Raw genomic sequence first — 24,436 nt, 5'->3', positions numbered from 1 at the left:
GACAAATTTTGATAAAGAAATTCAAATTACAAGTACACATGAACGGACCATAGAATAACTTCAAAGTCAGAAGAAGACAGTTCGAAAAACACTCACGATAAAACTCATAACAGTCTTTCGTCTTATTATGCCGTAGAGTTCTCGAAATTTCTTCATATTCAGCGCAAACGTTTGCTCTATAAATACAGAAAAATTCGTTACCGACAAGTATGGCATAGCTACTTCACAGTAAATATGCATTTGGTCAACTTCCTTACTTATCCTCCTAAAGAATAACAAGAAGTACCATCTATAATCGAAATTAGCATATCAGCCAAGGAAAGTTCGAACTGTGAAACATACTTGGATACTCGTATTCTAAAAGATGTTATTGAAGATGCGTTTTCTGCCATTATAATTTGCGGTGAAATTGGCCATATGTTAAAACCTTTTGTGTTTAGTTACACAGCCGACCTACACACCGAAACAAGTAGAACAAGAAGCGTTCCACAGCCAGCATTATATAATTAAAAACGCTCTGGATGAAGTATTGTTTGCCTATGCAAGATGATAGTCATATTCTCCAAATTTGAATACAGTGGACCGAATTTGGGGGTAAATAAAAAAGAGTATGATTGTCAACTGATTTCATGTAAATCGCATAGAAATACGAAATTCAGCCTTTTCATTTTTGGAGTATATAAATGAGTGTCGAGAAAAAACACTTTGCCTAATGGGTTCCATGGCTATGTCGAAGAATTAAAATGAGCTTATATATGATGATAATATCAAAACCGAGAGATTTATATCCTTTCATTATTTTTTATCAAATCATGAAAACTTCAATTGTACTATATGTACTATTTTAAACATATCCTCCTAGTTTCTTGACTAAGCTGGAAGTTTTCAAGATTAATTACTAATTGGTTAGATACTTTGTTAGATGAATTGTTATTTTAGTATTTGGCATAGCTGTAACAATGTTTTTTTACAACAATCGCACCATTTCCTAGTAACATTCCACCAACTAATAATACATATATGGATTTTTGATAATTTTACCCCCAGCAGTCTATTATTCTAGAATCGTTCCTAAAAATCAATAGTTAATTGGTACTTTACTATTTTCACTTCATCACCATAACATATACTTGTCACATATATTTATATTAATAAACTGAAATAAAAAAAAGAGACAGCTCTGCCATCTCTTTTTTATTTCAGTTTACCCTCATCAAGACGTACGTGAGGCTCTCCCCCATACGTCTTTTCGTTGATCTTCTTTTTTGACATCTAATCAGTGTATAGACTGATTAGATGTCTTTATATCAACTTGTATATCACTTCTAAACAAAAATAAGTATCTTTTCTTTTGTCTATTACATTTTTTCTGGTGCAGATACTCCTACGATTGCTAATGCATTTTGAAGTGTCGTGCGTACTGCTTTCATTAATTCGTAACGAGCTTTACTTAATTCTAAGTTATCTTGGTTTAATACTTTTTCTGCATTGTAGAAGCTGTGTAATGCTGCTGCTAATTCAAATGCATAGCTTGTAATGCGGTGTGGCAGACGCTTTTGCGCTGCATCCGCAACTACAGCTGGGAATTCACCAAGTTTTTTCAGTAATTCTACTTCTTTCTCAGAAGTAACAAGTTTGTAATTCACGTCTCCGCCTGTAGCTAATCCTAACTCTTCACCTTGACGAAGGATACTGCATACGCGAGCATGAGCATATTGTGCATAGTATACTGGGTTTTCATTAGATTTTGATACAGCTAAGTCCATATCGAAGTCTAAATGAGAATCACCGCTACGCATTGCGAAGAAGTAACGCATTGCGTCCACGCCTACTTCTTCCATAAGCTCACGAAGTGTAACTGCTTTACCTGTACGCTTACTCATCTTCATTTTTTCACCATTTTGGTACAGTTGTACCATTTGGATGATTTCTACTTCAAGTGTTTCTTTATCGTAACCTAGCGCTTGAATAGCAGCTTTCATACGAGGAATGTAACCGTGGTGGTCAGCACCCCAAATGTTGATTAGCTTATCAAAACCACGCTCTAATTTGTCGCGATGGTAAGCGATATCCGGTGTTAAGTATGTGTAAGAACCGTCGTTTTTAATTAACACACGGTTTTTATCGTCACCGTAAGTCATTGAACGGAACCAAGTTGCTCCGCCTTCTTCAAAGATCTCATCACGCTCTTTTAATACTGCAAGTGCAGCATCGATTTTTCCATTTTTGTATAATGATGTTTCTGAGAACCATACATCGAACTTAACACGGAAGCTTTCTAAGTCCTTTTGAAGTTTTGCTAACTCATATTTTAAACCGTATGAACGATAGAACTCATAGCTTTCTTCTGCATCAGCCTTTGCATAACGATCACCAAATTCTTCAGCTAAACGTTTACCGATTCCAATGATGTCCGCACCATGGTATCCGTCTTCTGGCATTTCTTTCTCTAGACCTAAAGCTTGCATGTAACGAGCTTCAACAGAAAGAGCTAAGTTATGAATTTGGTTACCAGCGTCATTAATGTAGTACTCACGAGATACATCGTACCCTGCTTTTGCTAATACGTTACATAAAGTGTCACCTACTGCCGCACCACGTGCATGTCCTAAGTGAAGGTCACCTGTTGGGTTCGCAGATACGAACTCAATTTGTACTTTTTCACCTTTACCAGTATTCGTTTCACCGTAAGCTTCGCCAGCGTTAACGATTGTTGGGATTAAGTCTGTTAAGTAGCTATTATCCATGTAGAAGTTAATGAAACCAGGACCTGCGATTTCAATTTTTTCAATAGAAGCTTTTGCTTTATCGAAGTTTGCAACTAATTCTTCTGCAATCATACGAGGTGCTTTTTTCGCAACGCGTGCAAGTTGCATTGCCATATTTGTAGAGAAGTCACCATTTGTTTTATCTTTTGGAGATTCTAATACAACGCTTGGAATTTGTTCTTCTGTTGCTAATTCTGCCTTTAATACAGCGGCTTGAATTTCTTCTTTAATCAATCCTTTTACTTGTTCTAAAGAATTCATTATTTTGCCTCCTTCAAATTAATTGTAATTGTATATCTGCCAGCTTCTTGTTCACTTAGAAGCAATGCGTACGTTAAGAAGAGTTGTCCTTTTTTCTTTTCATCCGACCATTTAAAAAGAACGTTATCAGTTTTCGTTTGCAATGCAAACGTACCAAGTTCACTCGTATACGTACCAGTTGTCCATTCACCTTTCACATGCGTCTGACGCATAGAAATAGCACCTGAACGCATAATGAGAACTTGTTCATCTTGAATTTTAATAATTGTTTTCACTTCGCCTTGTTCGTTCGGCTCTTGGAATGTTATATATGTACCTTGACCTTTTACATAGTATTGACCATTTGCTTCAAAAGCAACGGTTTCCTTCCTCGCCCCTTCACGGATTTCTGTTACGAAATGAACGTGTACCGGCAAGCCTGCAAGTTGTTTCTTCACGTCTTGCACACCCTTCAAATGTTATAGATATTAAATATTACTTATAATAAATCACTTTTCCTATCATATCAAAAAAAGATGCTGTCTGTCTGCTGAAAAATCAGGAAAACTCCTTTTCAAAAAATAATTCACCGCCCCTTTATTTCACATGTTAAAATATTTTTTAAATCTAAATATTCCTTCATTTAAAGGAGCGAATCTAATGTTACCAAAAAAATTGAAAAAAGGTGATGAAATAAGGGTTATTTCACCATCTTGTAGTTTAAGTATTGTCTCAAATATGAACCGAGAGCTTGCTACGAAAAGATTAACCGATATGGGCTTTCAAGTCACATTCTCAAAAAACGCTGATGAGATAGATCGTTTTTCTTCCTCCTCTATTTCTTCACGAGTTCAAGATCTTCATGCAGCATTTAGAGACCCTAATGTAAAAGCAATTTTGACGACACTTGGCGGATATAACTCTAACGGCTTATTGAAACATCTCGATTACGATTTAATTCGCGAAAACCCAAAGTTTTTCTGCGGTTATTCTGATATTACTGCTTTAAATAACGCAATTTATACAAAAACAAGTCTTATTACATATTCAGGTCCTCACTTCTCTTCATTTGGAATGGAGAAAGGTCTCGAGTATACAACCGATTACTTTTTTAAATGCTTAACTTCTAATGATTCTATTGAAATCCTACCATCTGAAACGTGGAGCGATGATTCTTGGTATATAGATCAGAAAAATCGAGAATTTATTAAAAATGAAGGATATATTTCGATTCAAGAAGGAGAAGCTACAGGGGATATTATCGGCGGAAATATGAGCACTTTAAATTTACTACAAGGTACACCATATATGCCAAGCTTACGAGATAAAGTTTTATTTCTTGAAGAAGATAGTTTAACGGGAAAAGCTACACTTAAAACTTTCGATCGATATTTACACTCTCTTATGCAGCAAACTGATTTTGAATACGTAAAAGGTATCGTTATAGGAAGAATGCAAAAAGGAGCAGAATGTATGATAGAGGACATTCAAGAAATGATTGCTTCGAAGCCTGAACTTGCACATATCCCTATTATTGCAAATGCAAATTTCGGACATACAACTCCAATCTTTACTTTCCCAATTGGCGGAAGGGCAAAAATCATTTCTAATAAAGAAAGTTCAGCTATCACCATTTTAACGCACTAAAAAAGGAGCGAACGATTCGCTCCTTTTATGGTTTTTCTATTTTTTGCAACGCTTTTTGCGGGATTGATTCTTTCGAGATTTCAGCCCATCCTTTTCCCTGCATACCTTTTGCATAAATTTTTATAAAAGCACCCGTATGCAATTCACGGTTCACCATTCTTTTAATAACTTGTAGCTTTCCATCTTCTGTATACCCTTTAAATGTATACAAATATTCATCGTCTTTTTTCTCACTTTTATCTATAACAGCATAATAATCTTGTATTTCTTTATTTGAAAAGAAGTTGTCTACAAAAGCATGCACACCTTCTGTTTTTGTGTTTAAATAATACGCTGTTCCTCCTAAAATAATGGCGAACACAGCTAAAACTTTAATTACCAATTTCATAAATGCGCCTCCTGTTTGCACTGCTTTCTCACTAACCGTATGTCTATACCTGTATTATACGAAAAAAAGCATACTATACTCTATCGAAATGCCTTACACTTTCCTTACATTATTGTAAGAGTTTTTCACCTTACAGTAATTTCCCAATAAAAAATTTTTCCGTTTAACAAACTTTTATATTATTATTGAATGATACAAATTTTTATTACAAAAATCAAAGGAGACAGTTTTCAAATGGCTATCTTGCAAGGTTTAGCACTATTACTTGTTGTACTTTGTCTATTTACACTTTTCAGTTACCGTGCGCCTTACGGAATGAAAGCGATGGGTGCTTTAGCTAATGCAGCAATCGCAAGTTTTCTTATTGAAGCATTTCACCGTTATATTGGTGGAGAAATGTTTCATAATGACTTTTTGCAATCAGTAGGAGAAGCTTCTGGTAGTATGAGCGGTGTCGCAGCGGCAATTTTAGTCGCATTAGCAATCGGTGTCTCACCCGTATACGCTGTTTTAATCGGTATCGCTACTAGCGGATTCGGTATTTTACCAGGATTTTTCGCTGGATACGTTTGTGCCTTTGTCGTGAAGTTTCTCGAAAAGAAATTACCAGCTGGTGTAGAGTTTTTAGCAATTCTATTTATCGCTGCACCAATTTCACGTGGAATGGCCATGCTTATGGATCCACTCGTTAACGCAACACTTGGTAAAATCGGTTCTATGATTTCAGTTGCAACTACAGAAAGTCCTATCATTATGGGTATTATGCTTGGTGGATTAATAACAGTTATTTCTACATCTCCATTAAGTTCTATGGCACTAACTGCAATGCTTGGATTAACAGGTTTACCAATGGCAATTGGTAGTCTTGCCGTAGCAGCTTCTGCACCAATGAACTTTATTTTCTTTAAACGACTAAAAATTTGTTCAAAGAAAGATACAATCGCTGTAGCAATCGAGCCGTTAACACAAGCCGATGTTGTCTCAGCAAACCCAATCCCTATTTATATGACCAACTTTGTTGGCGGTGCGCTTGCCGGTATTATTACGTCGCTATTCCAGCTCGTTAATAATGCACCAGGGACAGCATCACCAATTCCAGGACTTCTCGTCTTGTTCGGATTCAATGATGTAATAAAAGTAACGCTCGCTGCTGTACTATGTGGAATCGTTACCACTATTGTTGGATACATCGGATCAATTGTATTCCGCAAATATCCAATCCGTTCTGCTGATGAAATTCGCGGAATTACTTCGGAAGAGAAAGTTGCGTAAAGAAATGGAGCTATTCTCATCGTTTGAGAATAGCTCTTTTTTATGTCGCGTGACGGTAAGTGAAATTATTTTGAACACAACTCCACATATATCGACTTAACTACTAAATAAGACAATAATAACCTACCTATTATAAAAGAAGCCGGCTCAAAACACTTTTTGAGTCGGCTTCACTTTTATTTTATCTAGCTACAGCAGCTAGAATCTCCGCTTTTACTTCACCCAGCCGAGCAGCATTTCCCGCACGAATTTGCTTGCTGCAACTGGTGTTTGATCACTATGGTCGTAGACTGGAGCTACTTCTACTAAATCTGCTCCAACTACATTTATATTTGAATTTGCAATTGCTACGATGGAATCTAATAGTTCTTTAGATGTGATACCTCCAGCCTCTAACGTTCCTGTTCCAGGAGCATGAGCTGGGTCTAATACGTCAATGTCAATTGTGACATAGACTGGACGTCCTGCAAGTTTCGGTAATACTTCTTTTAACGGTTCTAACACGTCAAATTTGTATAAGTTCATACCTACTTCTTTTGCCCATTCGAATTCTTCCTTCATTCCAGAACGAATACCGAAAGAATATACGTTTTCCGGACCAATTAAATCGCACACTTTACGAATTGGTGTAGAGTGGGATAAAGGCTCTCCCTCATATGACTCACGTAAGTCAGTATGGGCATCCATATGGATGATTGCTAAATCCGGATATTTTTTTGCCATTGCCTTAAAAATTGGCCAAGACACTAAGTGCTCACCGCCGAGACCTAGTGGAAACTTACCGGCATCTAAAAGTTTTGATACATACTCTTCAATCATGTCTAAGCTGCGTTGTGCATTTCCGAATGGTAATGGGATATCACCCGCATCAAAATATTTTACCTCTTCTAGTTCACGATCTAAATACGGACTATATTCTTCAAGACCGATTGATACTTCACGAATACGTGCAGGGCCAAAGCGAGATCCTGGACGGAAACTTACTGTCCAATCCATAGGCATCCCGTAAATAACTGCCTCTGACTCTTCAAAACTTGGATGACTTTTAATAAATACTTTACCTGAATAAGCTTCATCAAAACGCATATTCTTTTCCTCCTTATGTGGAACTTAAGGTATCCCAACCTTTCACTATTTCTCAAATTTGGAGCGCATTGCTCCTCTTTCTCGATTTACCTGGGCCTTCTTGTTATCACAAGAAGACTACTTCATTTGTAGCAGTGTAAGTAACTAGCATGTTCAAGCCTTCTAGACAAACACCTTAAATGAGTTACTTACACTTTATTTATTTCAATTTAACGCTCTTACTTAATTAAATCGCCAACAAATTTCGGTAATGCGAATGCTGCATTGTGTAATTCTTTTGTGTAGTATTTCGTTTCGATTTCGTGGAAACGCTCTTCACTTACTTCTAGTGGATCATGTTTTTTAGATCCGATTGTGAATGTCCAAAGTCCACTTGGGTAAGTTGGAATGTTCGCTGTGTATAAACGAGTAATTGGGAAGATCTCCTTTACGTCTTTAAACACAGTTGTAATTAGTTCTGGTGTGAACCAAGGGTTGTCCGTTTGTGCAACGAAAATACCATCTTCTTTTAACGCTTTAGAAATTCCAGCGTAGAAGCCTTTTGTAAATAGGTTTACTGCTGGGCCTACTGGCTCAGTAGAATCTACCATAATTACGTCATATTCATTTTCGCTTTCTGCGATGTGTAGGAAACCGTCTCCTACTTTTACTTCTACACGCTCATTATCTAATGCGCCTGCAATTGATGGTAAGTATTGTTTAGAGTACTCAATTACTTTTCCATCGATTTCAACAAGAGTTGCTTTCTTTACGCTTGGGTGTTTTAACACTTCACGAATAACACCACCATCGCCACCGCCTACAACTAATACGTTTTCAGGGTTTGGATGTGTAAATAAAGGTACGTGCGCTACCATTTCATGATAAACGAACTCGTCCTTTTCTGTTGTCATAACCATGCCATCTAAAATAAGCATGTTTCCGAACTCTTCCGTTTCAACCATATCAAGTTTTTGGAATTCTGTTTGCTCCGTATGTAATGTGCGGTTAATACGCGCCGTAATTCCAAAATGCTTTGTTTGTTTTTCAGTGAACCATAGTTCCATCGTACAATCACGCCTTTCAATGCAAATTTATAATAGGGACATCATTAATGTCCCCTAACAAAAATAAAACAAAACATCCAAAAAGTATAGTTAAAAGTACAAAAATACCGAAAATATATTTTAGTCAGAGGGTTCTAACATATATGCGAAAAGGGTTTGCTTTGTAATAGGAAAGAAAACCCTTTCTTAAGAAAGGGTTTTTGTCTCTATTTCTACCGGATTACGAATCGGAATTAAGATCATTACGCAACCAACTAACACAACAATTCCACCGACTAAAAACGGACTTTGTGGTGAAACTGTATGACCGATGATTCCTGATAAAATTGGAGCAATCGCGCCTCCTAACCAACGAACGAAGTTATAAACACCTGATGTAACAGATCTTTCATAAGGTGAAATATCCATTACATAACTTGTAAATAACGCGTTATTTAACCCGGATGCTAATCCTGATAGAACGATTAACGCGATTTGTAACCACATGATTTTAACGAAAAATAGTGCAATTAAGAAAATCGCAAATACGAGTAAACTACCTTTTAACAATGTTTTTGGTTCAAATTTACCTTCTAGCTTATGCGCTAAAATTGCTGATCCGTAAGCTAACGCTAATCCCCATCCGCAAAATACAAATCCTAATTGAATAGCAGATAAATGCATAATCAGTGGTGAATATGCTAACACGACGAAAAATCCGTAGTAGTATAACATTCCCGAAATAGCACCTTGCATAAACGGCTTATATTTCACCAGGTTAAGTAATTCCCCTACGCCTGCCGCTTTACGCTTCACTTTTCGCTCCGGTTCTTTTACAAAAAAGAAAACTAAAATAAATGCTAAAAAAATTAAAATACTCGTTGCGAAAAATGGGTAACGCCAAGAATGTCCACCTAATATACCACCTAACAATGGACCACCTGCCATCCCTAAACCGATAGCTGCTTCATATAATCCTACTGCTTCATGAACTTCTTTACTTAATGCTATTAAAAGTGTCATTGCTGTAGCAAAAAACATCGCATTTCCTAATCCCCACCCAGCGCGGAAAAGAGATAATTGAGCAATCGTTTGCGATATACCACATATAAATGCAAATACAGTTACAATCGCAAGACCGATCGTCATCATTCGTTTATCACCAAATCTTGATGCAAATATTCCAGCTGGTAACATCATAATTGCCATCGTCAAAATATAGGCTGTAAATAACATCTCGACTTGCCAATGCGAAGCACCAATTTGTTCAGCAATACTTGGTAAAATTGGATCGACTACTCCTATACCTGAAAAGGCAAGGAAGGTAGCCACCACTGTAATCAATCTCCCTAATTTTTGTTTGCTCTCCATTTTGATTACTCTCCTTTTGTATTCTCTAAAAATGTAACCGCTCGGCTTAAACTATCCTCTAGCTCCGCCTTCACGCGCTGCATTTGCTCCATTTTCTCGTCTAACGTTTGCACTTGTTTTTCGAGCATCTCTTTAATCTCATGAATAACTTCACGGTCACGAGGATTTTCACTATTTCTTCTTTGTTCCATTCTTTCTTTTAACGATAAGAAATGTTGCATTTCTTGAAGCGTAATTCCTAGCACTTCTTTCGCTTCCACAATCTTTTTAATTCTTGCAATGTCCTCATCTGTATACAGGCGAATGTTCCCCTCACTTCGTTCTGGGGGATGAATTAAACCAATTTCCTCATAATAACGAAGTGTACGCTTTGTTAAACCAACTTGCTTTGTTACTTCATCGATTTTATACATGTTTATTCCTCCCTTCACTTAATTATTACATTTTACGTTAACGTTAACTTTTATGCAACTGTTAGACTTTTGTAAATGTTTGTCCTATTCAATTGTATTTTTTCCAAGGCAGTTTCATAATGAAGAAAAAGAGATGATAAGGAGATTTTCACATGAATAAACCACTTATTTTCGCTCACCGCGGGGTAAAAGGGACACATCCAGAGAATACGATGATTGCCTTTCAAGAAGCCGAGCGCATTGGTGCTCATGGAATTGAACTTGATGTCCATTTATCAAAAGATGGTGAACTTGTCGTAATTCACGACGAAACTGTCGATCGTACGACAAATGGTATAGGACTTGTTTCTGAAAAAACTGTAGAGGAATTACAAACTCTAGATGCTGGTAGCCATAAAGATCCTTCTTTCCATGAAGCAAAAATTCCAACGTTACGCGAAGTATTCATTTGGCTATCTACAACAAATTTACAACTTAACATTGAGTTAAAAACAGATGTGATTCACTATCCTAATATTGAAGAGAAAGTTGTTGCTCTTGTTCGAGAATACCATCTATCTAATCAAATTGTATTCTCATCATTTAACCATGACTCTGTTTCATTATTAGCAGAGATAGCCCCTGAAATCCCAAGGGCGATTTTATATGATACGCCACTTGCTGATCCTATTGCTGAAGCTAAAATCAGAGAAGCAACTGGTTTACATCCAAACTTTCAGCTATTAACAAAAGAATTTGTTCAATTTGCGCAAAAACAAGGGTACGTTTTCCGCCCTTATACAATTAACGAATATAAAGATTTACAAACTATGATTGACTATGGCGTAGATGTCATCATTACCGATTGGCCAGCACGTGCCTTTGAGCTCCTTTCTTAATTGAAGGGGCTTTTTTGTTTTCAAAATTTCATTGTTTAAAATAAACCAAAACCCTCAATACTAATACAATAATGCTTGTATTAATGAGGGGCTGAAAAAGATGGATCAAACTATGAATCCAAAACTTAAAAAATATAAACGTCTTTTCTTCACCGTAATGTTTTCTTGTGTTCTTTTGTTCGTTTTTTCCTTTTTCATTATCATTATAGCTGCAAAAATTATGGGACCTCCCCCTGTTGCAGTTCCGCAAACGAGTGTCTTTTACGCTAATGATGACACCGTTATAGGACAAAGTAATGAAATACAAAAACGCTATAATGTATCTCTTGATGAAATTTCTCCTTATGTAAAAGAGGCGACACTATCTATTGAAGATCAACGATTCTACAAACATCATGGCTTTGATATGAAGCGCATTGTTGGTGCCATTGTTGCCGATTTAAAAGCAATGGCAAAAGTACAGGGCGCTAGTACGATTACACAACAGTATGCTCGTAACCTATACTTAGATCATGATAAAACGTGGAAACGTAAACTATTAGAAGCAATGTATACCGTTCGCCTTGAAGTAAACTACAATAAAAATCATATTTTAGAAGGCTATTTAAATACAATTTATTACGGGCACGGTGCTTACGGAATCGAAGCTGCTTCTCGCCTGTATTTTGATAAAACTGCAAAAAAATTAACATTAGCAGAAGCTAGTATGCTTGCAGGGATCCCGAAAGGACCTAGTGTCTACTCTCCCTTTTTAAAAGAAGAACGTGCTAAGGGACGCCAATCTCTCATATTAGATGAAATGGTAGAACAAGGGTATATTACGAAACAGCAAGCAGCTTCAGCAAAAAAAGAACCGCTAACTTTCGCCTCATTAGATACGAAACAAGTGGCAGAGGTCGCGCCTTATTTCCAAGATGCTGTACAAGCTTCTCTTCTTCGGGATATCGGATTAGATGAGCAAGCCTTACAACGAGGTGGCTTACGTATTTATACAACGTTAAATCCTAAGTTACAATCTGTAGCAGAACAAGCTGTCAAAGATCATATACCTGAAACAGCAAATATACAAACTGCCCTCGTCTCTATGAATCCAAAAACAGGTGAAGTGGCTGCTCTCGTTGGAGGAACTGATTATAATACGAGTCAATTTAACAGGGCTACACAAGCTGTTCGTCAGCCTGGCTCTACATTTAAGCCATTTCTATATTACGCAGCCTTGGAACGAGGATTCACCCCTACTACGCGCTTAAAAAGCGAATACACTGTATTCACTTTAGGTGACGGCGTTTCAAAGTATAAACCGAAAAACTATAAAGATTATTATGCAGATGATTTCGTAACGATGGCACAAGCTCTCGCAGTCTCTGATAACATATATGCTGTGAAAACAAATTTGTTTTTAGGAGATGACACGCTCGCAAAAACAGCAAAGCAATTCGGAATTAAGAGTGCATTAAAAGATGTGCCTTCTCTAGCCCTCGGTACGTCTCCTGTAAAACCGATTGAAATGGTGAACGCTTATAGCATGTTTGCAAACGGCGGAAAAGAAGTAAAACCTATCTTTATTCGCCGCATTATGGATCATGAAGGGAACATGTTATACGACGCTCATTTGGAGAGTAAACAAGTTCTCGATAAGAGCAAAGCATTTGTGATGGAAGAAATGATGACAGGCATGTTTAATAAAAAACTAAGTAGTTATGCCGCTGTGACCGGACAATCGATGTTATCCAAACTATCAAGAACATATGCCGGAAAGTCTGGTTCTACTGAAACAGATAGTTGGATGATCGGATTTACTCCGCAACTTGTAACAGGGGTTTGGATTGGATACGATCAACCTAAATCCATTTCAAATGTAGCAGAACAAGGATACGCGAAAAAAATATGGACCGATACAATGGAAAAAGGATTGGATGGACAGCCTAAAAAAGAGTTCAAACAGCCAACAGATGTTGTTGCAGTCGATGTTAACCCTGAAAACGGTAAGATTGCTACAAAAAATTGTCCAATTTCAGTTAAAATGTATTTCGCTAAAGGCACAGAACCGACTGAATATTGTATGGATCATGTCGATGATAAAGAGGAATTTGAAAAAACTACTGAGGAAAAGAAAAAAACAAGTTGGTGGAAAAAATATCTTCCATGGTAAGAAAATAGCTGACGGTGGCCCGTCAGCTATTTTTTATTCACCTAATAATGCATGACGCAATTCTTCACTAGACTCGTTCCAAATTGCTTCATTATGCTCTTTTAAGAATGTACCAAGTACTTTCTTAGATGATTCATCCATATGATCAATCATGATGTGGCGCTTTAATGATTTATCCATTTTGTTTACATGCTCCGGAAGTGATTTATATCCGCGGCGAATTTCACGGTCAACTGTCATTTCACAAGCAGTTACACCTGCGTAATAAGCACCATTTGGTGTTCTTTCAATTGTTACCCAAACAAGCCAAAATGGTTTTCCGTTTGGAACTTCATCTTTATTTGTTAAAAATTTAATACCTTTTTCTACTGTACTACGCGCATGCATCGCACCGATATCAACGAACGCAGTTTTCTCTAATACATCAACAAATACAGGAGAAATATTTTCTAAGCTTAATGCCCCAACACCAAAACCACCATGTCCATCTGTTGAGTCATTCTTCACGATATTAAAACCGATTTTTTTCTTTTTCTCTGTCATATGTAAATTCCTCCTCGCTTAATAACTATAGGAGCCCAAAAATAGGCGCAATGATACTTTGTAAAAATACTAATACATATGGAATAACAACATTGAAAATAGGTTGAATTGTGTAATTGCTAAGCGGTGTAATAACAAGAATTAATAACGCAATTGCTCCATACTTTTCATATTGTGTCATTTTCGCACGAATATTTGCTGGTGCTAAATCTTCCACAACGCGATAACCATCAAGTGGCGGGATTGGTAATAAGTTAAATACAAGTAAAACAATATTAAGCATAATAAAAATCTGGAAGAATTGACCCAGCGTATCTGCTACTGCAGGTGGAATCGCATCTAACACACCAAATGTTATTAAGCTATACCAAATAATTAAACCAATTGCACTTAAAATTAAATTACTGATCGGTCCCGCAATAGAAACCAATATTCCCGCAAGACGCGGTCTTTTAAAGTTATACGGGTTAACAGGTACTGGTCTTGCCCAACCGAATCCAAGAATTAGTACAGCAATCATACCGATAGGATCTAAATGAGCCATCGGTGATAACGTTAAACGTCCTTGCTTTTTCGCTGTATCGTCTCCAAATTTATATGCAACATACGCATGTGCAAATTCATGCACAGATAGCGCAATAATAATCGCCATTGCTACCAATGGAATTTGTTGCAACGGGTATCTAAATAACTGATCCATAACTCATCTCCTCTTCAATATGTCAAAAAAAGAAATTATTTGTTTTTTCGATTGTTCTTCCTCATAATCCGCTATAATAAGAGTGTAACTTACATAAAAGGAGCGATTGTACATGCCATACGTAACAGTGAAAATGCTAGAAGGACGCACAGAGGAACAAAAGAAAGCTCTTGCTGAGAAAGTAACAGCAGCAGTAAGCGAAACAACTGGTGCTCCTGAAGAAAACATCGTTGTTTTCATCGAAGAAATGTCTAAAAACCATTATGCAGTTGGTGGAAAACGCTTAAGCGACAAATAATCTCAAATTTTTTCATAAGAAGCAGTTCTTAGCTGCTTCTTATTTCTTTCCCTCTAACAACTCGATAATTCTCTCTTTATATTTTCCTCTTCTTCCATCTTCATAGATTAAATCATGCGGATAGAATAATTTTTGATCCGTTCGCTTCTTACCTGTAATCGCCTCAACAATATCCGATTCACGCGAAAGCTCTCTAAGTTCCCCATTCGGCATAAGAAGTAAGATTGGTAGACGTTCTTCTTCTTCTCCTGCACGATAAAAGTCATACGGTAAGTCTGATGTTGAATCAACAACTAAATAATACTCTGGATCGAGTCCAATCTTTTTAAATAAGCTACTTAATTCCATCCAATTATCTAAACCGTGCTTATCAGTAAACTCTACGTATTTAAATAGATTTCTGTTCATAAAGCGGCGGCATAAATCACTTAAAATTTGATCTTCTTCGTCTTGCCATACTTGGAAGTAATAATACATTACGTTCTCGTCTAACTTTAAATAATCCTCTACTGTTACTTCTTCTTCAAATAAAGAATAGAAATGAACAGGATGATTTTTAAACGCATAATACTTCTCATGCAACGATTTAGCTCGGTGTAAAATCTTCGTTAAAATAACTTCTGCACTACGTGTTACCGGATGGAAATATACTTGCCAATACATTTGATAACGGCTCATAATATAATGCTCTACAGCATGCATACCACTATTTTTAATGACAACTTGATTACCGTACGGGCGCATGACACGCAGTATGCGCTCCATGTCAAAGTTCCCATACTTTACACCAGTAAAATATGCATCTCTTAATAAATAATCCATACGATCAGCATCAATTTGGCTTGAAATCATACTAATCGCTAATTTATTAGTAGATGTTTTCGCAATGACATCTGCTACCTTTTGCGGGAAATCCTTATCAACACGGCTTAGCACACGATTAATTTCCGTATCACCAACGATAATCTTTTGCGTAAATTTCTCATGATCTAACGAAAATACTTTTTCAAACGAGTGAGAAAATGGGCCGTGACCGACATCATGAAGTAATGCCGCACATAAACATAACAATCTATCTTCAGCATTCCAGTTCGGTCTGCCATCAAACACATCATCAATCATACGACGAATAATTTCATATACACCTAACGAATGAGTAAAGCGACTATGCTCTGCACCGTGAAATGTAAAAAATGTCGTTCCAAGCTGCTTAATACGGCGCAAGCGTTGAAATTCTTTCGTTCCGATTAAATCCCAAATAACGCGATCACGCACGTGCACATATTTATGTACTGGGTCTTTAAACACTTTTGTTTCGCTGAGTTTGTCGTTTAAATATACCACCTTCCGACATCCCCCTTCCTTTACTACATTCTTACTTTATATTATAAACGAAATAAGAAACAGAAAGAAATGAAAGACTATATTAATTCCTGTTATATAAAGAAAAATCACTTTTACCGACGTAAAAGTGATTTTTCTTTATATATTATTTTCCTAAAACAAACTCAGCAACTTCGTCTAAGATCATTTCTTTACCTAGTGGGAAGTATCCTTTGTTTAGGTCTTCATTACTAATTGTGAATACGTGATTGTTTTTAACAGCGTTCATATTTTTCCAAATTGATTCTTCTTGGAATTCTTTTAGACGCTGAGAACCGTCACCAGTTGTAAATACGAATAAGTAATCTGGATTGTAATCGATTAAAGCTTCTTTTTGTACTTGTACTAGCGGTTTGTCCGTTGGTGTACCTTTAACTGCTGGTAACTTTAAGTCATTAAAGATTACGCTACCGTAACCGTAGTCACCGTATACGCGGAAAGCATTTGGATATGCAGCCATTTTCATGAATGTTGCATCACCAGTTTTAGCGATGATTTTGTCATGTAATTTGCTTGCTTTTTCATCATACTGTTTGAACCATTCTTTTGTTTCTTTCTCTTTACCTAAGATTTGACCTACTTCTTCGAATTTTGGACGCCATTGGTCTAATGGAGTTTTCAACATAACTGTTGGTGCAATTTTAGATAATTGATCATAAATTTTTTCTTGGCGATTGTTTACAAGAATTAAGTCTGGTTTTGCGGCAGCTACTGCTTCGATGTTAATTTTATCGCCCCAAGCAGAACCTACTGGTTTCACACCTTCTAATTTCTTTGCAATATGTCCATCAATTTTTTCTTGTGTTGTATTTGCAGTAATAATCGGTTTCATACCGAAAATTAATAATTCTTCTGTTGAACCACTAAGGTCAGCAATTTTCTTTGGATTTGCAGGAATTTTAATTTCCCCTTTTGCATGCTGTACAGTGCGCTCTTCAACCTTCGCATCTGCTTTCTTTTCTTCTTCTTTGTTAGAGCAAGCTGCAAATAGTACAGAAGTAACAACTAGTACCATTGCTAATAGTGCCATTTTAAAATTCTTCATATTCCCACTCCTTCTAGCTGTATTTCTCTTATAATTTGCATGTAACTATAAGAAACGAAAACAACATTTAATTAATATATTTTTATTAATTGTTGTTTATAGCCCGTTCTAACGGGCGTTCAACTTCCCATCTATGGGTAAGAAGCTCAACGTCCATTAGACCCCCCCTCTCACCTCTTTAAGAGGGGGAAATTCTATTAATTATGCTTTTTTACGCAATTGATTATTAATCATCGCTAAATCGTATGTTAAACAAATCGGTTTACAGTTTACTGGACATGGAACGATTTGCGCTTCAATCTCAAATACGTTACGAAGTGTTTCACTCGTCATAACTTCATCTGGCGTTCCTTGTTTCATTAACTTACCTGCTTTTAATGCAATCATATGATCAGAGAAACGAGAAGCATGATTTAAATCGTGAATAACCATAACAATCGTTCTGCCTTCTTCTTTGTTTAACTTCTTCAGTAAGTTTAATACTTCAAGTTGATGAGCCATATCTAAATATGTTGTTGGTTCATCCAACACGAGTAAATCTGTTCCTTGTGCAAGAGCCATCGCAATCCATACACGCTGACGCTGACCACCTGATAAAGCTTCTGCTGGGCGATTTGCAAATTCTGTCATCCCCGTCACTTCAAGTGCCCAATGAATGTAGCGATAATCCTCTTCTTTCAATGTTCCAAATCCTTTTTGATGAGGAAAACGTCCATATGAAACAAGTTCAAACACAGTAAGGCCTGTTGGCACTTCTGCAGTTTGTGGCAAAATCGCCATTTTCTTTGCGATTTCTTTCGTTGGCTGTTTCTCAATTGCTTTTCCATCAAGATAAACAGTACCTCGCTTTGCTTTCAAAATACGAGAAGCCGTTTTTAATAATGTGGATTTCCCACAACCATTTGGTCCAATAATCGTTGTAATTTGTCCTTCCGGAATTTCAACTGTTAATCCATCTATAATTAACCCTTCATTATAGCCAACAGATACCGCATCAACTGCTAAAGTTGCCATACAAAAAGCCTCCCTTTATTTTGTCCTCATAAGTAAATATATGAAATATGGTGCGCCAATTACAGAAATAACAAGACCGACCGGTATTTCTGAAGTTGGTAACACACTTCTTGAAATTACATCTGCAAATAAAAGCAAGAACGTTCCTATTAATGCAGCTGTTGGTAGCATAATTTGATGTTTACCACCAACGAGGCTTCTCGCTAAGTGCGGAGCCATTAAACCGATAAAACCAATGCCGCCCGCAACAGCGACAGATGCACCCGCTAAACAAACTGCAATAAATAATAATTTACGTCTTTCTTTTTCTACGTTTACACCAAGGCCAACTGCTGTAGAGTCGCCTAAATTCATTACATTTAATATGTGCGCTTTACTAATGGCAAGTGGTAAGAAAATAACCATCCATGGGAGTACACTTAGTACGAACTTCCAATCTGTTCCCCATAAACTTCCTGCCAACCAAATCGTTGCAAAGCGGAAGTCGTTCGATGTCATCTTCATGGAAAAAATTAAACTAACAGCACCAAATCCGGCTGCAACAGCGATACCAACAAGAATTAATCGAGTTGATGAAACGCCGTCTTTCCATGCTAGTAAATAAATAATAACCGCTGCCAATATCGCACCAACTAGCGCGAAGAATGGAAGGATAAATACAGATAAAAATGTACCAGTTCCAACTTTTCCAAAGAAAAAGTAGACGAATACAACAACTGTTAATCCCGCTCCGGCGTTAATACCGATAATACCTGGATCAGCAAGTGGATTTCGTGATAACCCTTGCAAAATTGCACCTGACATAGCTAATGCAGAACCAACTAATATAGCAATAACCATACGTGGCATACGAAATTCAAATAAAATAACAGATTGATCTTCTGCACCTAATCCAACCAATGACTTTAATACATCCATTGGAGGTATTTTAAATGTTCCTGTATTTAAGCTTACTAAAAATACAGCAACGATTAATCCTACTAAAATCGTTAAAATAGAAACGTTCTTCTTTGTTAAGACGCTCGTCCTCACATTTTCCCTCTCCCTTCGTTACGTGCTAAGTAGAGGAAGAATGGAACTCCAATTAGCGCTGTAATTGCTCCAATTGGCGTTTCAAATGGTGGATTAATAACGCGAGATAACATATCTGCACATTCAATTAACAATCCCCCTAAGACCGCAGAACATGGAATAACCCATCTATAATCTGAGCCTACAAGGAAACGAGTCATATGTGGAATTACAAGACCAACAAATCCAACTGATCCTGCCATAGAAACCGCAGAACCCGTTAATACAAGAACAAGTACTGTCCCAATGAATTTAATTAATGTAGTATTTTGACCTAGCCCAATCGCAATCTCTTCACCAAAGCTTAAAATGGTAATATATCTCGACATCATAATTGCTATAATGAGACAAACAAGACCAATCGGTACCAACATATTAATACTTTGCCATTTCACTCCGGCAACGCCGCCTGCATTCCACATACTCACCTCTTGGGCAAGATTGAAGTACAATGCGATTCCAGATGAAATTGCTCCTAATAAAGCACTAATTGCAGCTCCAGCTAAAGCTAATTTCACAGGTGTTAATCCACCTGGTGAAGAAGACCCAATACCATATACAATGCTCGCTCCAAACGCAGCTCCAATAAAAGATGCTATAACAAACATTAAATAAGGTGAATTAGGGAAGAATGCATACATAATTGCAATCCCGAATACAGCACCATCTGTAATCCCCATTAACGATGGTGATGCAAGTGGATTCCGTGTCATCCCTTGCATAATTGCTCCTGATACTGCTAAAAAGGCACCTGCAACTACGCCTCCTATTGCTCTAGGCATGCGAAGTTCTTGAATTACGTTATGATGCGTTATAGACCCATCAAACTGAAATACAGCTTGCCAAACGGTCTTTAAACTAATATCTGCAGCACCAAACGAAATAGAAACTGCCATGCTTAAGGCTAACAAAATTGTGCCTGCTATTAAAATAATAGAGGCAACGAGCGGTCTGCTCTTAATCTCTTTAACATTCACATCTTGCTGTTCTATACTCCTTGCGCTCGCTTCCATCCCTCAACCATCCTAACCAACAACATATATTTAATAAAATGAAATTTATTCTCAAATAGTAATAAAAAATTAGATGAATTGATATTCTCCTGATAATGATTCTCAGAATCAGACACTTTCTATTCTACCTACCACGTCAAAAGACTGTCAACCATTATTTTGAAATACGAATTCATACAAAACGCTATCTTATGGACATAAAAAAAGAAGAGTAATCTGTTCACTCTTCTTTTTCTTACTTATTTAACTTTGCTTCAATTTTTACAATTAATTCGTCTTCTGTTGGAGCCGCAACTGGACGATTATTTACAAACGCGAATGATTTTTTACGACCAGGGCCACAGTAAGACTGACATGCAACCTCAATCGTTGCACATGAATCTACTTTTTTTAACTTCGGAATCAACGTTTTAACGTTCGTTGCCTGACAATCATCACACACACGAAATTCGTTTCCCATTATATAACACTTCCTCTATTTTAAACTTTTCACAAGTACATTTAAAAATAAACACTAAATGGTATTTTACCGTTCTTTGAAGCTTGTTGCAAGTCTCCGGGCATAGCTCTATTCCTATATAAGGCTACCTATTTTTTATATTTTCTCCTTCAAAAGCTTTCATCATTCATAGCCACATTTTTTCTCTTCATTGAAATCTACCATATTTTTAAAAGCTTTGTATAAAAGCTCATTTTTTTGCCCATTATAAAAATAGGAAGTTCATAAAAAGAAAGGGAGTTGAATCTATGAAAGTAAGACAAGATGCTTGGACAGACGAGGACGATTTATTACTTGCTGAAACAGTGCTTCGCCATGTTCGAGAAGGAAGTACTCAATTAAATGCTTTTGAAGAAGTAGGAGATCAGTTAAACCGCACATCTGCTGCTTGTGGTTTCCGCTGGAATGCTGTTGTTCGCTATAGCTATGAACAAGCTCTTCAACTAGCAAAAAAACATCGTAAAGATAAAATGCGTGCTGCGGGCGGTGAACAGGCAAAAAAACGTTTGCTTTATACACCACCAGCTTCAGCGGCGGCGATAACTGATTATGAAGAACACGTACCGCATGAAACAGTTGTTCAATATACAGAAGCTACTCCATATCAAGAGCCGACTGTTCCTGCTTCAAAAAACTCAATAACAATGCAAGATGTTATTTACTTTTTACAAACCGTTGGATCTTCAAATATAAAAGTAACAGCTCTTGAAAACGAGAATACGAGATTGAAGCAAGAAATTAAAGCGCAAATCTTGCGAAATGAAGAACTAGAAAAGAAACTAGAAAAATTAGAACAACAATCTCATACTGTACAAGAGGATTACGAAACACTTATGAATATTATGAACCGTGCTCGTAAATTAGCAGTAATGGATGATGAGGAACGCTCACAAACATCTTTCCGAATGGATCGAAATGGTAATTTAGAAAAAATTGCAGAATAAGAAGGATGCATGAAATGCATCCTTTTTATTCTTTCACCTCTAAACTTTCCCTTTATATATGAGAAAACCCCTTTCTACATTTTTTGCTATAATAGAGATTGTCATTTTAAAAATAAGGGGTTAGTTATATGAGCAATTCCCGTTCGATTTTATCTCAGCCAGAGTGGCGTATTGTGGATCAGTCTAGTTTAGGACCAACATTTCATGCACTTCAGTCATTCGCAATGGATGACACTTTATGCACAAGCATCGGAAAAGGCCAATCCGCTGCAACAATGCGTTCTTGGGTTCATTACAATACAATTGTTCTTGGCATTCAAGATTCACGCCTGCCGCATTTAGAAGAAGGTATTTCCTTTTTAAAAGAAAACGACTTCAATGTTATCGTTCGTAATTCCGGTGGACTTGCGGTCGTACTTGATGAAGGTGTTTTAAACGTATCACTTTTATTCCAAGAAACAGAAAAAGGTATCGACATCGATCTTGGATACGATACGATGTGGCATTTAATTAAGGAAATGTTAAAAGATTACGACGTTACTATCGAGGCAAAAGAGATTGTTGGTTCTTATTGTCCTGGTAGCTATGATTTGAGCATTCGCGATCAAAAATTTGCTGGTATTTCTCAGCGTCGTATTCGCGGAGGCGTTGCTGTACAAATTTACTTATGCGCGACAGGAAGCGGTTCTGAGCGTGCCGCACTCGTTCGTGATTTCTACAACGTAGCAATTCAAGGAGAAGAAACGCGATTTACGTACCCTGAAATTGTACCGAGTACGATGGCTTCACTCTCCGAATTACTTGGCGAAACAATTACAGTACAAGATTTAATGATGCGCCTTTTAAAAACGTTGCAACAATTCGCTCCAAAGTTAACACCATCTCAGCTAACAGTAGATGAAGTTCCTTTATATGAGACAAATTTACAACGTATTATTGATCGTAACAATAAAGCACTTGGCTTAGAGAAATAAAAACCGCCGCTATAGCGACGGTTTTTTTATATACATGCTTTTATTTTTTCACCACAACAAATTGCTTATCTTCTAAGAAAAATGTTTCTCCTAATTGTTCAATATATTTTTTCTTATTTAACTTAATGTGCTTGCCGAATTGAAGGTTTTTCAAATCAATTGTAAGGTCTAGCTTATCATCTTTCTCATGTTCCTCTTCTCCATCTAAACAACTGTAGATTTCTATTTCTTCACCATCATTTAAATTGCTATGTATATAATGAAATAATACTTTCACACCTTCCCCCGGTCTCCCTAAATATCCACCCATTTCATATACGAACATTTTATGAAAGTGTTTTTTGATTAGCTCATAGTACGTTTCTAGTTTCACAATCGTTATAAAATCCCCTTCAATCATTCCGTAATCCCCTACTGGTGGTTCTTTATTTGCCGCAATAAAGTGGTGTACTGTCACTTTCATCCCTCCCCCTATTATTAAAATTATATATATTCCTTAAAGGTTTAAAACTACTTAATTTTTTAAAGGATAAACAAAAAAGACCACCCACATTTCAAAAGAAATAGGGTGGTCTTTTTTCATACTAATTCATTATAGAATTAAAGTGCTTGAGCTGCCGTAATTAAAGCTAACTTGTACACTTCTTCTTCATTACATCCACGAGATAGGTCATTTACAGGCATGTTTAAACCTTGTAAGATTGGTCCTACTGCTTCGAAGTTACCTAAGCGTTGAGCGATTTTGTAGCCGATATTACCAGCTTCTAGGCTTGGGAATACGAATACGTTAGCATCACCTTTAATTGTAGAACCTGGAGCTTTCTTCTCAGCTACAGATGGTACGAATGCAGCATCGAATTGGAATTCTCCATCTAAAGTTAATTCAGGAGCCATTTCTTTAGCAATGCGAGTTGCTTCTACAACTTTTTCTGTTTCTGGAGATTTCGCAGAACCTTTTGTAGAGAAGCTTAACATAGCAACGCGTGGATCAATGCCGAATAGTTCAGCAGTTTTCGCACTTTCGATACCAATTTCAGCTAAATCTTGGCTGTTTGGTGCAATGTTAATTGCGCAATCAGCGAATACATACTTCTCTTCTTCACGTACCATGATGAATACGCCTGAAGTTTTTGTAACGCCTGGTTTTGTTTTAATAATTTGAAGTGCTGGACGAACTGTATCAGCTGTAGAGTGAGCTGCACCACTTACTAAACCTTGTGCTTTGCCCATGTATACAAGCATCGTACCGAAGTAGTTTTCGTCTTTAAGGATTTTGCGAGCATCTTCTTCTGTTGCTTTACCTTTACGGCGTTCAACGAAAGATGCTACCATTGCATCCATCTCTTCATATGTAGCTGGGTCATAAATATCAACGCCTGCTAATGTTAAGCTCATGCTAGCTGCTTTTGCGCTAATTTCTTCTTTATTACCAACTAAGATTGGTTTTACTAACTCTTCTTTTGCTAAACGCTCTGCAGCGCCTAAAATTCTTTCATCAGTTCCTTCAGGAAGTACGATAGAAATGCCTTTCCCTTGAACTTTTTCTTTTACTGTTGTAAATAAGTTGCTCACGAATAAACCCTCCTACATATGTTAAAAAACTCTATCTTTAAGAATACTGCTTTTCCTCTATATTTTAAACTTATAGCTCCCAAAAAATAGATAAAATGAAAATGATTATATTTTCATAAAATTCAGCATAGAAATAAAGC

24 protein-coding genes are annotated in these 24,436 nt (G+C 36.9%); 7 read left to right on the top strand and 17 right to left on the bottom strand.

The features are described from left to right. Positions 1 to 1,358: 1,358 nt before the first annotated feature. Positions 1,359 to 3,029, bottom strand: coding sequence for an arginine--tRNA ligase (gene argS, locus SJY24_RS03565; RefSeq protein WP_377863767.1), 1,671 nt, complete (start codon positions 3,027 to 3,029; stop codon positions 1,359 to 1,361). Next, positions 3,029 to 3,466: a YwiB family protein gene (locus tag SJY24_RS03560; RefSeq protein ID WP_000744340.1), complete on the bottom strand. Its 438-nt coding sequence runs from the start codon at positions 3,464 to 3,466 to the stop codon at positions 3,029 to 3,031. Before SJY24_RS03560 ends, argS begins: the two co-directional genes overlap by 1 nt. A gap of 202 nt (positions 3,467 to 3,668) precedes the next feature. Between SJY24_RS03560 and SJY24_RS03555 the strand changes: the two genes are divergently transcribed. Continuing rightward, complete coding sequence (locus SJY24_RS03555; RefSeq protein ID WP_377863766.1) at positions 3,669 to 4,655, top strand: S66 family peptidase; 987 nt, start codon at positions 3,669 to 3,671, stop codon at positions 4,653 to 4,655. Positions 4,656 to 4,680: 25 nt separating this feature from the next. On the opposite strand, the gene SJY24_RS03550 is transcribed toward SJY24_RS03555, so the two are convergent. Continuing rightward, complete coding sequence (locus tag SJY24_RS03550; RefSeq protein ID WP_002130097.1) at positions 4,681 to 5,043, bottom strand: YxeA family protein; 363 nt, start codon at positions 5,041 to 5,043, stop codon at positions 4,681 to 4,683. Positions 5,044 to 5,277: 234 nt separating this feature from the next. On the opposite strand from SJY24_RS03550, the gene SJY24_RS03545 reads away from it, so the two are divergent. Beyond that, positions 5,278 to 6,315: a PTS sugar transporter subunit IIC gene (locus SJY24_RS03545; protein WP_000996331.1), complete on the top strand. Its 1,038-nt coding sequence runs from the start codon at positions 5,278 to 5,280 to the stop codon at positions 6,313 to 6,315. Positions 6,316 to 6,528: 213 nt separating this feature from the next. On the opposite strand, the gene speB is transcribed toward SJY24_RS03545, so the two are convergent. The 4 genes from speB to SJY24_RS03525 all read right to left on the bottom strand — a co-directional run bounded on the left by speB (position 6,529) and on the right by SJY24_RS03525 (position 10,210). Then, on the bottom strand, positions 6,529 to 7,401 hold the full coding sequence (gene speB, locus SJY24_RS03540; RefSeq protein ID WP_001209821.1) for an agmatinase: 873 nt from the start codon (positions 7,399 to 7,401) through the stop codon (positions 6,529 to 6,531). Between the two features lie 218 nt (positions 7,402 to 7,619). Next, complete coding sequence (speE, locus tag SJY24_RS03535) at positions 7,620 to 8,447, bottom strand: polyamine aminopropyltransferase (protein ID WP_000424696.1); 828 nt, start codon at positions 8,445 to 8,447, stop codon at positions 7,620 to 7,622. Positions 8,448 to 8,633: 186 nt separating this feature from the next. Next, positions 8,634 to 9,797: an MFS transporter gene (locus SJY24_RS03530; protein ID WP_377863765.1), complete on the bottom strand. Its 1,164-nt coding sequence runs from the start codon at positions 9,795 to 9,797 to the stop codon at positions 8,634 to 8,636. A 5-nt stretch (positions 9,798 to 9,802) separates the two neighbouring features. Next, positions 9,803 to 10,210 (bottom strand): MerR family transcriptional regulator, encoded by a 408-nt coding sequence (locus SJY24_RS03525; protein WP_070145622.1) that lies wholly within the window; start codon positions 10,208 to 10,210, stop codon positions 9,803 to 9,805. Between the two features lie 152 nt (positions 10,211 to 10,362). Between SJY24_RS03525 and SJY24_RS03520 the strand changes: the two genes are divergently transcribed. Further along, a complete protein-coding gene (locus SJY24_RS03520) occupies positions 10,363 to 11,088 on the top strand; it encodes a glycerophosphodiester phosphodiesterase (RefSeq protein ID WP_377863764.1) in 726 nt (241 codons plus the stop codon). A 100-nt stretch (positions 11,089 to 11,188) separates the two neighbouring features. Continuing rightward, complete coding sequence (locus tag SJY24_RS03515) at positions 11,189 to 13,240, top strand: transglycosylase domain-containing protein (protein ID WP_377863763.1); 2,052 nt, start codon at positions 11,189 to 11,191, stop codon at positions 13,238 to 13,240. Between the two features lie 33 nt (positions 13,241 to 13,273). On the opposite strand, the gene SJY24_RS03510 is transcribed toward SJY24_RS03515, so the two are convergent. Together SJY24_RS03510 and SJY24_RS03505 are read right to left on the bottom strand one after the other, a co-directional pair. Beyond that, positions 13,274 to 13,783, bottom strand: coding sequence for a YwhD family protein (locus tag SJY24_RS03510; protein WP_000136685.1), 510 nt, complete (start codon positions 13,781 to 13,783; stop codon positions 13,274 to 13,276). 25 nt (positions 13,784 to 13,808) lie between these two features. Further along, positions 13,809 to 14,483, bottom strand: a complete 675-nt coding sequence (locus tag SJY24_RS03505) for a site-2 protease family protein (protein WP_070145628.1) — start codon at positions 14,481 to 14,483, stop codon at positions 13,809 to 13,811. Between the two features lie 112 nt (positions 14,484 to 14,595). Here SJY24_RS03505 and SJY24_RS03500 point away from each other — a divergent pair, with 112 nt between their 5' ends. Further along, positions 14,596 to 14,781 (top strand): 2-hydroxymuconate tautomerase, encoded by a 186-nt coding sequence (locus SJY24_RS03500; RefSeq protein WP_001147171.1) that lies wholly within the window; start codon positions 14,596 to 14,598, stop codon positions 14,779 to 14,781. A gap of 39 nt (positions 14,782 to 14,820) precedes the next feature. On the opposite strand, the gene SJY24_RS03495 is transcribed toward SJY24_RS03500, so the two are convergent. The 6 genes from SJY24_RS03495 to SJY24_RS03470 all read right to left on the bottom strand — a co-directional run bounded on the left by SJY24_RS03495 (position 14,821) and on the right by SJY24_RS03470 (position 20,767). Beyond that, a complete protein-coding gene (locus tag SJY24_RS03495; RefSeq protein ID WP_000262736.1) occupies positions 14,821 to 16,125 on the bottom strand; it encodes an HD domain-containing protein in 1,305 nt (434 codons plus the stop codon). 145 nt (positions 16,126 to 16,270) lie between these two features. Then, positions 16,271 to 17,209: an ABC transporter substrate-binding protein gene (locus tag SJY24_RS03490; RefSeq protein WP_377863762.1), complete on the bottom strand. Its 939-nt coding sequence runs from the start codon at positions 17,207 to 17,209 to the stop codon at positions 16,271 to 16,273. 201 nt (positions 17,210 to 17,410) lie between these two features. Beyond that, positions 17,411 to 18,223 carry an ABC transporter ATP-binding protein gene (locus SJY24_RS03485; RefSeq protein ID WP_000212073.1) on the bottom strand — a complete coding sequence of 271 codons (813 nt, stop codon included), beginning with the start codon at positions 18,221 to 18,223 and terminating at the stop codon, positions 17,411 to 17,413. Positions 18,224 to 18,238: 15 nt separating this feature from the next. Next, positions 18,239 to 19,255, bottom strand: coding sequence for a FecCD family ABC transporter permease (locus SJY24_RS03480; protein WP_002089808.1), 1,017 nt, complete (start codon positions 19,253 to 19,255; stop codon positions 18,239 to 18,241). After that, on the bottom strand, positions 19,252 to 20,307 hold the full coding sequence (locus SJY24_RS03475; RefSeq protein WP_000388282.1) for a FecCD family ABC transporter permease: 1,056 nt from the start codon (positions 20,305 to 20,307) through the stop codon (positions 19,252 to 19,254). Before SJY24_RS03475 ends, SJY24_RS03480 begins: the two co-directional genes overlap by 4 nt. A gap of 235 nt (positions 20,308 to 20,542) precedes the next feature. Further along, on the bottom strand, positions 20,543 to 20,767 hold the full coding sequence (locus tag SJY24_RS03470; protein WP_000526075.1) for a YuzB family protein: 225 nt from the start codon (positions 20,765 to 20,767) through the stop codon (positions 20,543 to 20,545). A gap of 287 nt (positions 20,768 to 21,054) precedes the next feature. Between SJY24_RS03470 and SJY24_RS03465 the strand changes: the two genes are divergently transcribed. Next, the gene (locus SJY24_RS03465; RefSeq protein WP_377863761.1) at positions 21,055 to 21,750 is read left to right on the top strand and encodes an RsfA family transcriptional regulator; all 696 of its coding nucleotides are present in this window, start codon (positions 21,055 to 21,057) and stop codon (positions 21,748 to 21,750) included. A gap of 128 nt (positions 21,751 to 21,878) precedes the next feature. Further along, a complete protein-coding gene (gene lipL, locus SJY24_RS03460) occupies positions 21,879 to 22,724 on the top strand; it encodes an octanoyl-[GcvH]:protein N-octanoyltransferase (protein WP_377863760.1) in 846 nt (281 codons plus the stop codon). A gap of 40 nt (positions 22,725 to 22,764) precedes the next feature. On the opposite strand, the gene SJY24_RS03455 is transcribed toward lipL, so the two are convergent. Both SJY24_RS03455 and pta read right to left on the bottom strand, forming a co-directional pair. Continuing rightward, positions 22,765 to 23,181, bottom strand: coding sequence for a hypothetical protein (locus tag SJY24_RS03455; RefSeq protein WP_377867208.1), 417 nt, complete (start codon positions 23,179 to 23,181; stop codon positions 22,765 to 22,767). 143 nt (positions 23,182 to 23,324) lie between these two features. Beyond that, positions 23,325 to 24,296 carry a phosphate acetyltransferase gene (gene pta / locus SJY24_RS03450; RefSeq protein ID WP_377863759.1) on the bottom strand — a complete coding sequence of 324 codons (972 nt, stop codon included), beginning with the start codon at positions 24,294 to 24,296 and terminating at the stop codon, positions 23,325 to 23,327. Between the last annotated feature and the right edge of the window lie 140 nt (positions 24,297 to 24,436).

It is taken from the genome of Bacillus sp. R86525 (assembly GCF_042466195.1).
GTDB lineage: Bacteria > Bacillota > Bacilli > Bacillales > Bacillaceae_G > Bacillus_A > Bacillus_A nitratireducens.
Note: the sequence above shows the minus strand (reverse complement) of the source record. Positions and strands in the feature narration are given on the sequence as shown.

What these genes read in the sequence shown, in the direction of transcription:
- argS (WP_377863767.1), bottom strand. Translation starts at nt 3,029, where the DNA reads ATGAATTCTTTAGAACAAGTAAAAGGATTGATTAAAGAAGAAATTCAA.
- SJY24_RS03555 (WP_377863766.1), top strand. Translation starts at nt 3,669, where the DNA reads ATGTTACCAAAAAAATTGAAAAAAGGTGATGAAATAAGGGTTATTTCA.
- SJY24_RS03550 (WP_002130097.1), bottom strand. Translation starts at nt 5,043, where the DNA reads ATGAAATTGGTAATTAAAGTTTTAGCTGTGTTCGCCATTATTTTAGGA.
- SJY24_RS03545 (WP_000996331.1), top strand. Translation starts at nt 5,278, where the DNA reads ATGGCTATCTTGCAAGGTTTAGCACTATTACTTGTTGTACTTTGTCTA.
- speB (WP_001209821.1), bottom strand. Translation starts at nt 7,401, where the DNA reads ATGCGTTTTGATGAAGCTTATTCAGGTAAAGTATTTATTAAAAGTCAT.
- speE (WP_000424696.1), bottom strand. Translation starts at nt 8,447, where the DNA reads ATGGAACTATGGTTCACTGAAAAACAAACAAAGCATTTTGGAATTACG.
- SJY24_RS03530 (WP_377863765.1), bottom strand. Translation starts at nt 9,797, where the DNA reads ATGGAGAGCAAACAAAAATTAGGGAGATTGATTACAGTGGTGGCTACC.
- SJY24_RS03525 (WP_070145622.1), bottom strand. Translation starts at nt 10,210, where the DNA reads ATGTATAAAATCGATGAAGTAACAAAGCAAGTTGGTTTAACAAAGCGT.
- SJY24_RS03520 (WP_377863764.1), top strand. Translation starts at nt 10,363, where the DNA reads ATGAATAAACCACTTATTTTCGCTCACCGCGGGGTAAAAGGGACACAT.
- SJY24_RS03515 (WP_377863763.1), top strand. Translation starts at nt 11,189, where the DNA reads ATGGATCAAACTATGAATCCAAAACTTAAAAAATATAAACGTCTTTTC.
- SJY24_RS03510 (WP_000136685.1), bottom strand. Translation starts at nt 13,783, where the DNA reads ATGACAGAGAAAAAGAAAAAAATCGGTTTTAATATCGTGAAGAATGAC.
- SJY24_RS03505 (WP_070145628.1), bottom strand. Translation starts at nt 14,483, where the DNA reads ATGGATCAGTTATTTAGATACCCGTTGCAACAAATTCCATTGGTAGCA.
- SJY24_RS03500 (WP_001147171.1), top strand. Translation starts at nt 14,596, where the DNA reads ATGCCATACGTAACAGTGAAAATGCTAGAAGGACGCACAGAGGAACAA.
- SJY24_RS03490 (WP_377863762.1), bottom strand. Translation starts at nt 17,209, where the DNA reads ATGAAGAATTTTAAAATGGCACTATTAGCAATGGTACTAGTTGTTACT.
- SJY24_RS03485 (WP_000212073.1), bottom strand. Translation starts at nt 18,223, where the DNA reads ATGGCAACTTTAGCAGTTGATGCGGTATCTGTTGGCTATAATGAAGGG.
- SJY24_RS03475 (WP_000388282.1), bottom strand. Translation starts at nt 20,307, where the DNA reads ATGGAAGCGAGCGCAAGGAGTATAGAACAGCAAGATGTGAATGTTAAA.
- SJY24_RS03470 (WP_000526075.1), bottom strand. Translation starts at nt 20,767, where the DNA reads ATGGGAAACGAATTTCGTGTGTGTGATGATTGTCAGGCAACGAACGTT.
- SJY24_RS03465 (WP_377863761.1), top strand. Translation starts at nt 21,055, where the DNA reads ATGAAAGTAAGACAAGATGCTTGGACAGACGAGGACGATTTATTACTT.
- lipL (WP_377863760.1), top strand. Translation starts at nt 21,879, where the DNA reads ATGAGCAATTCCCGTTCGATTTTATCTCAGCCAGAGTGGCGTATTGTG.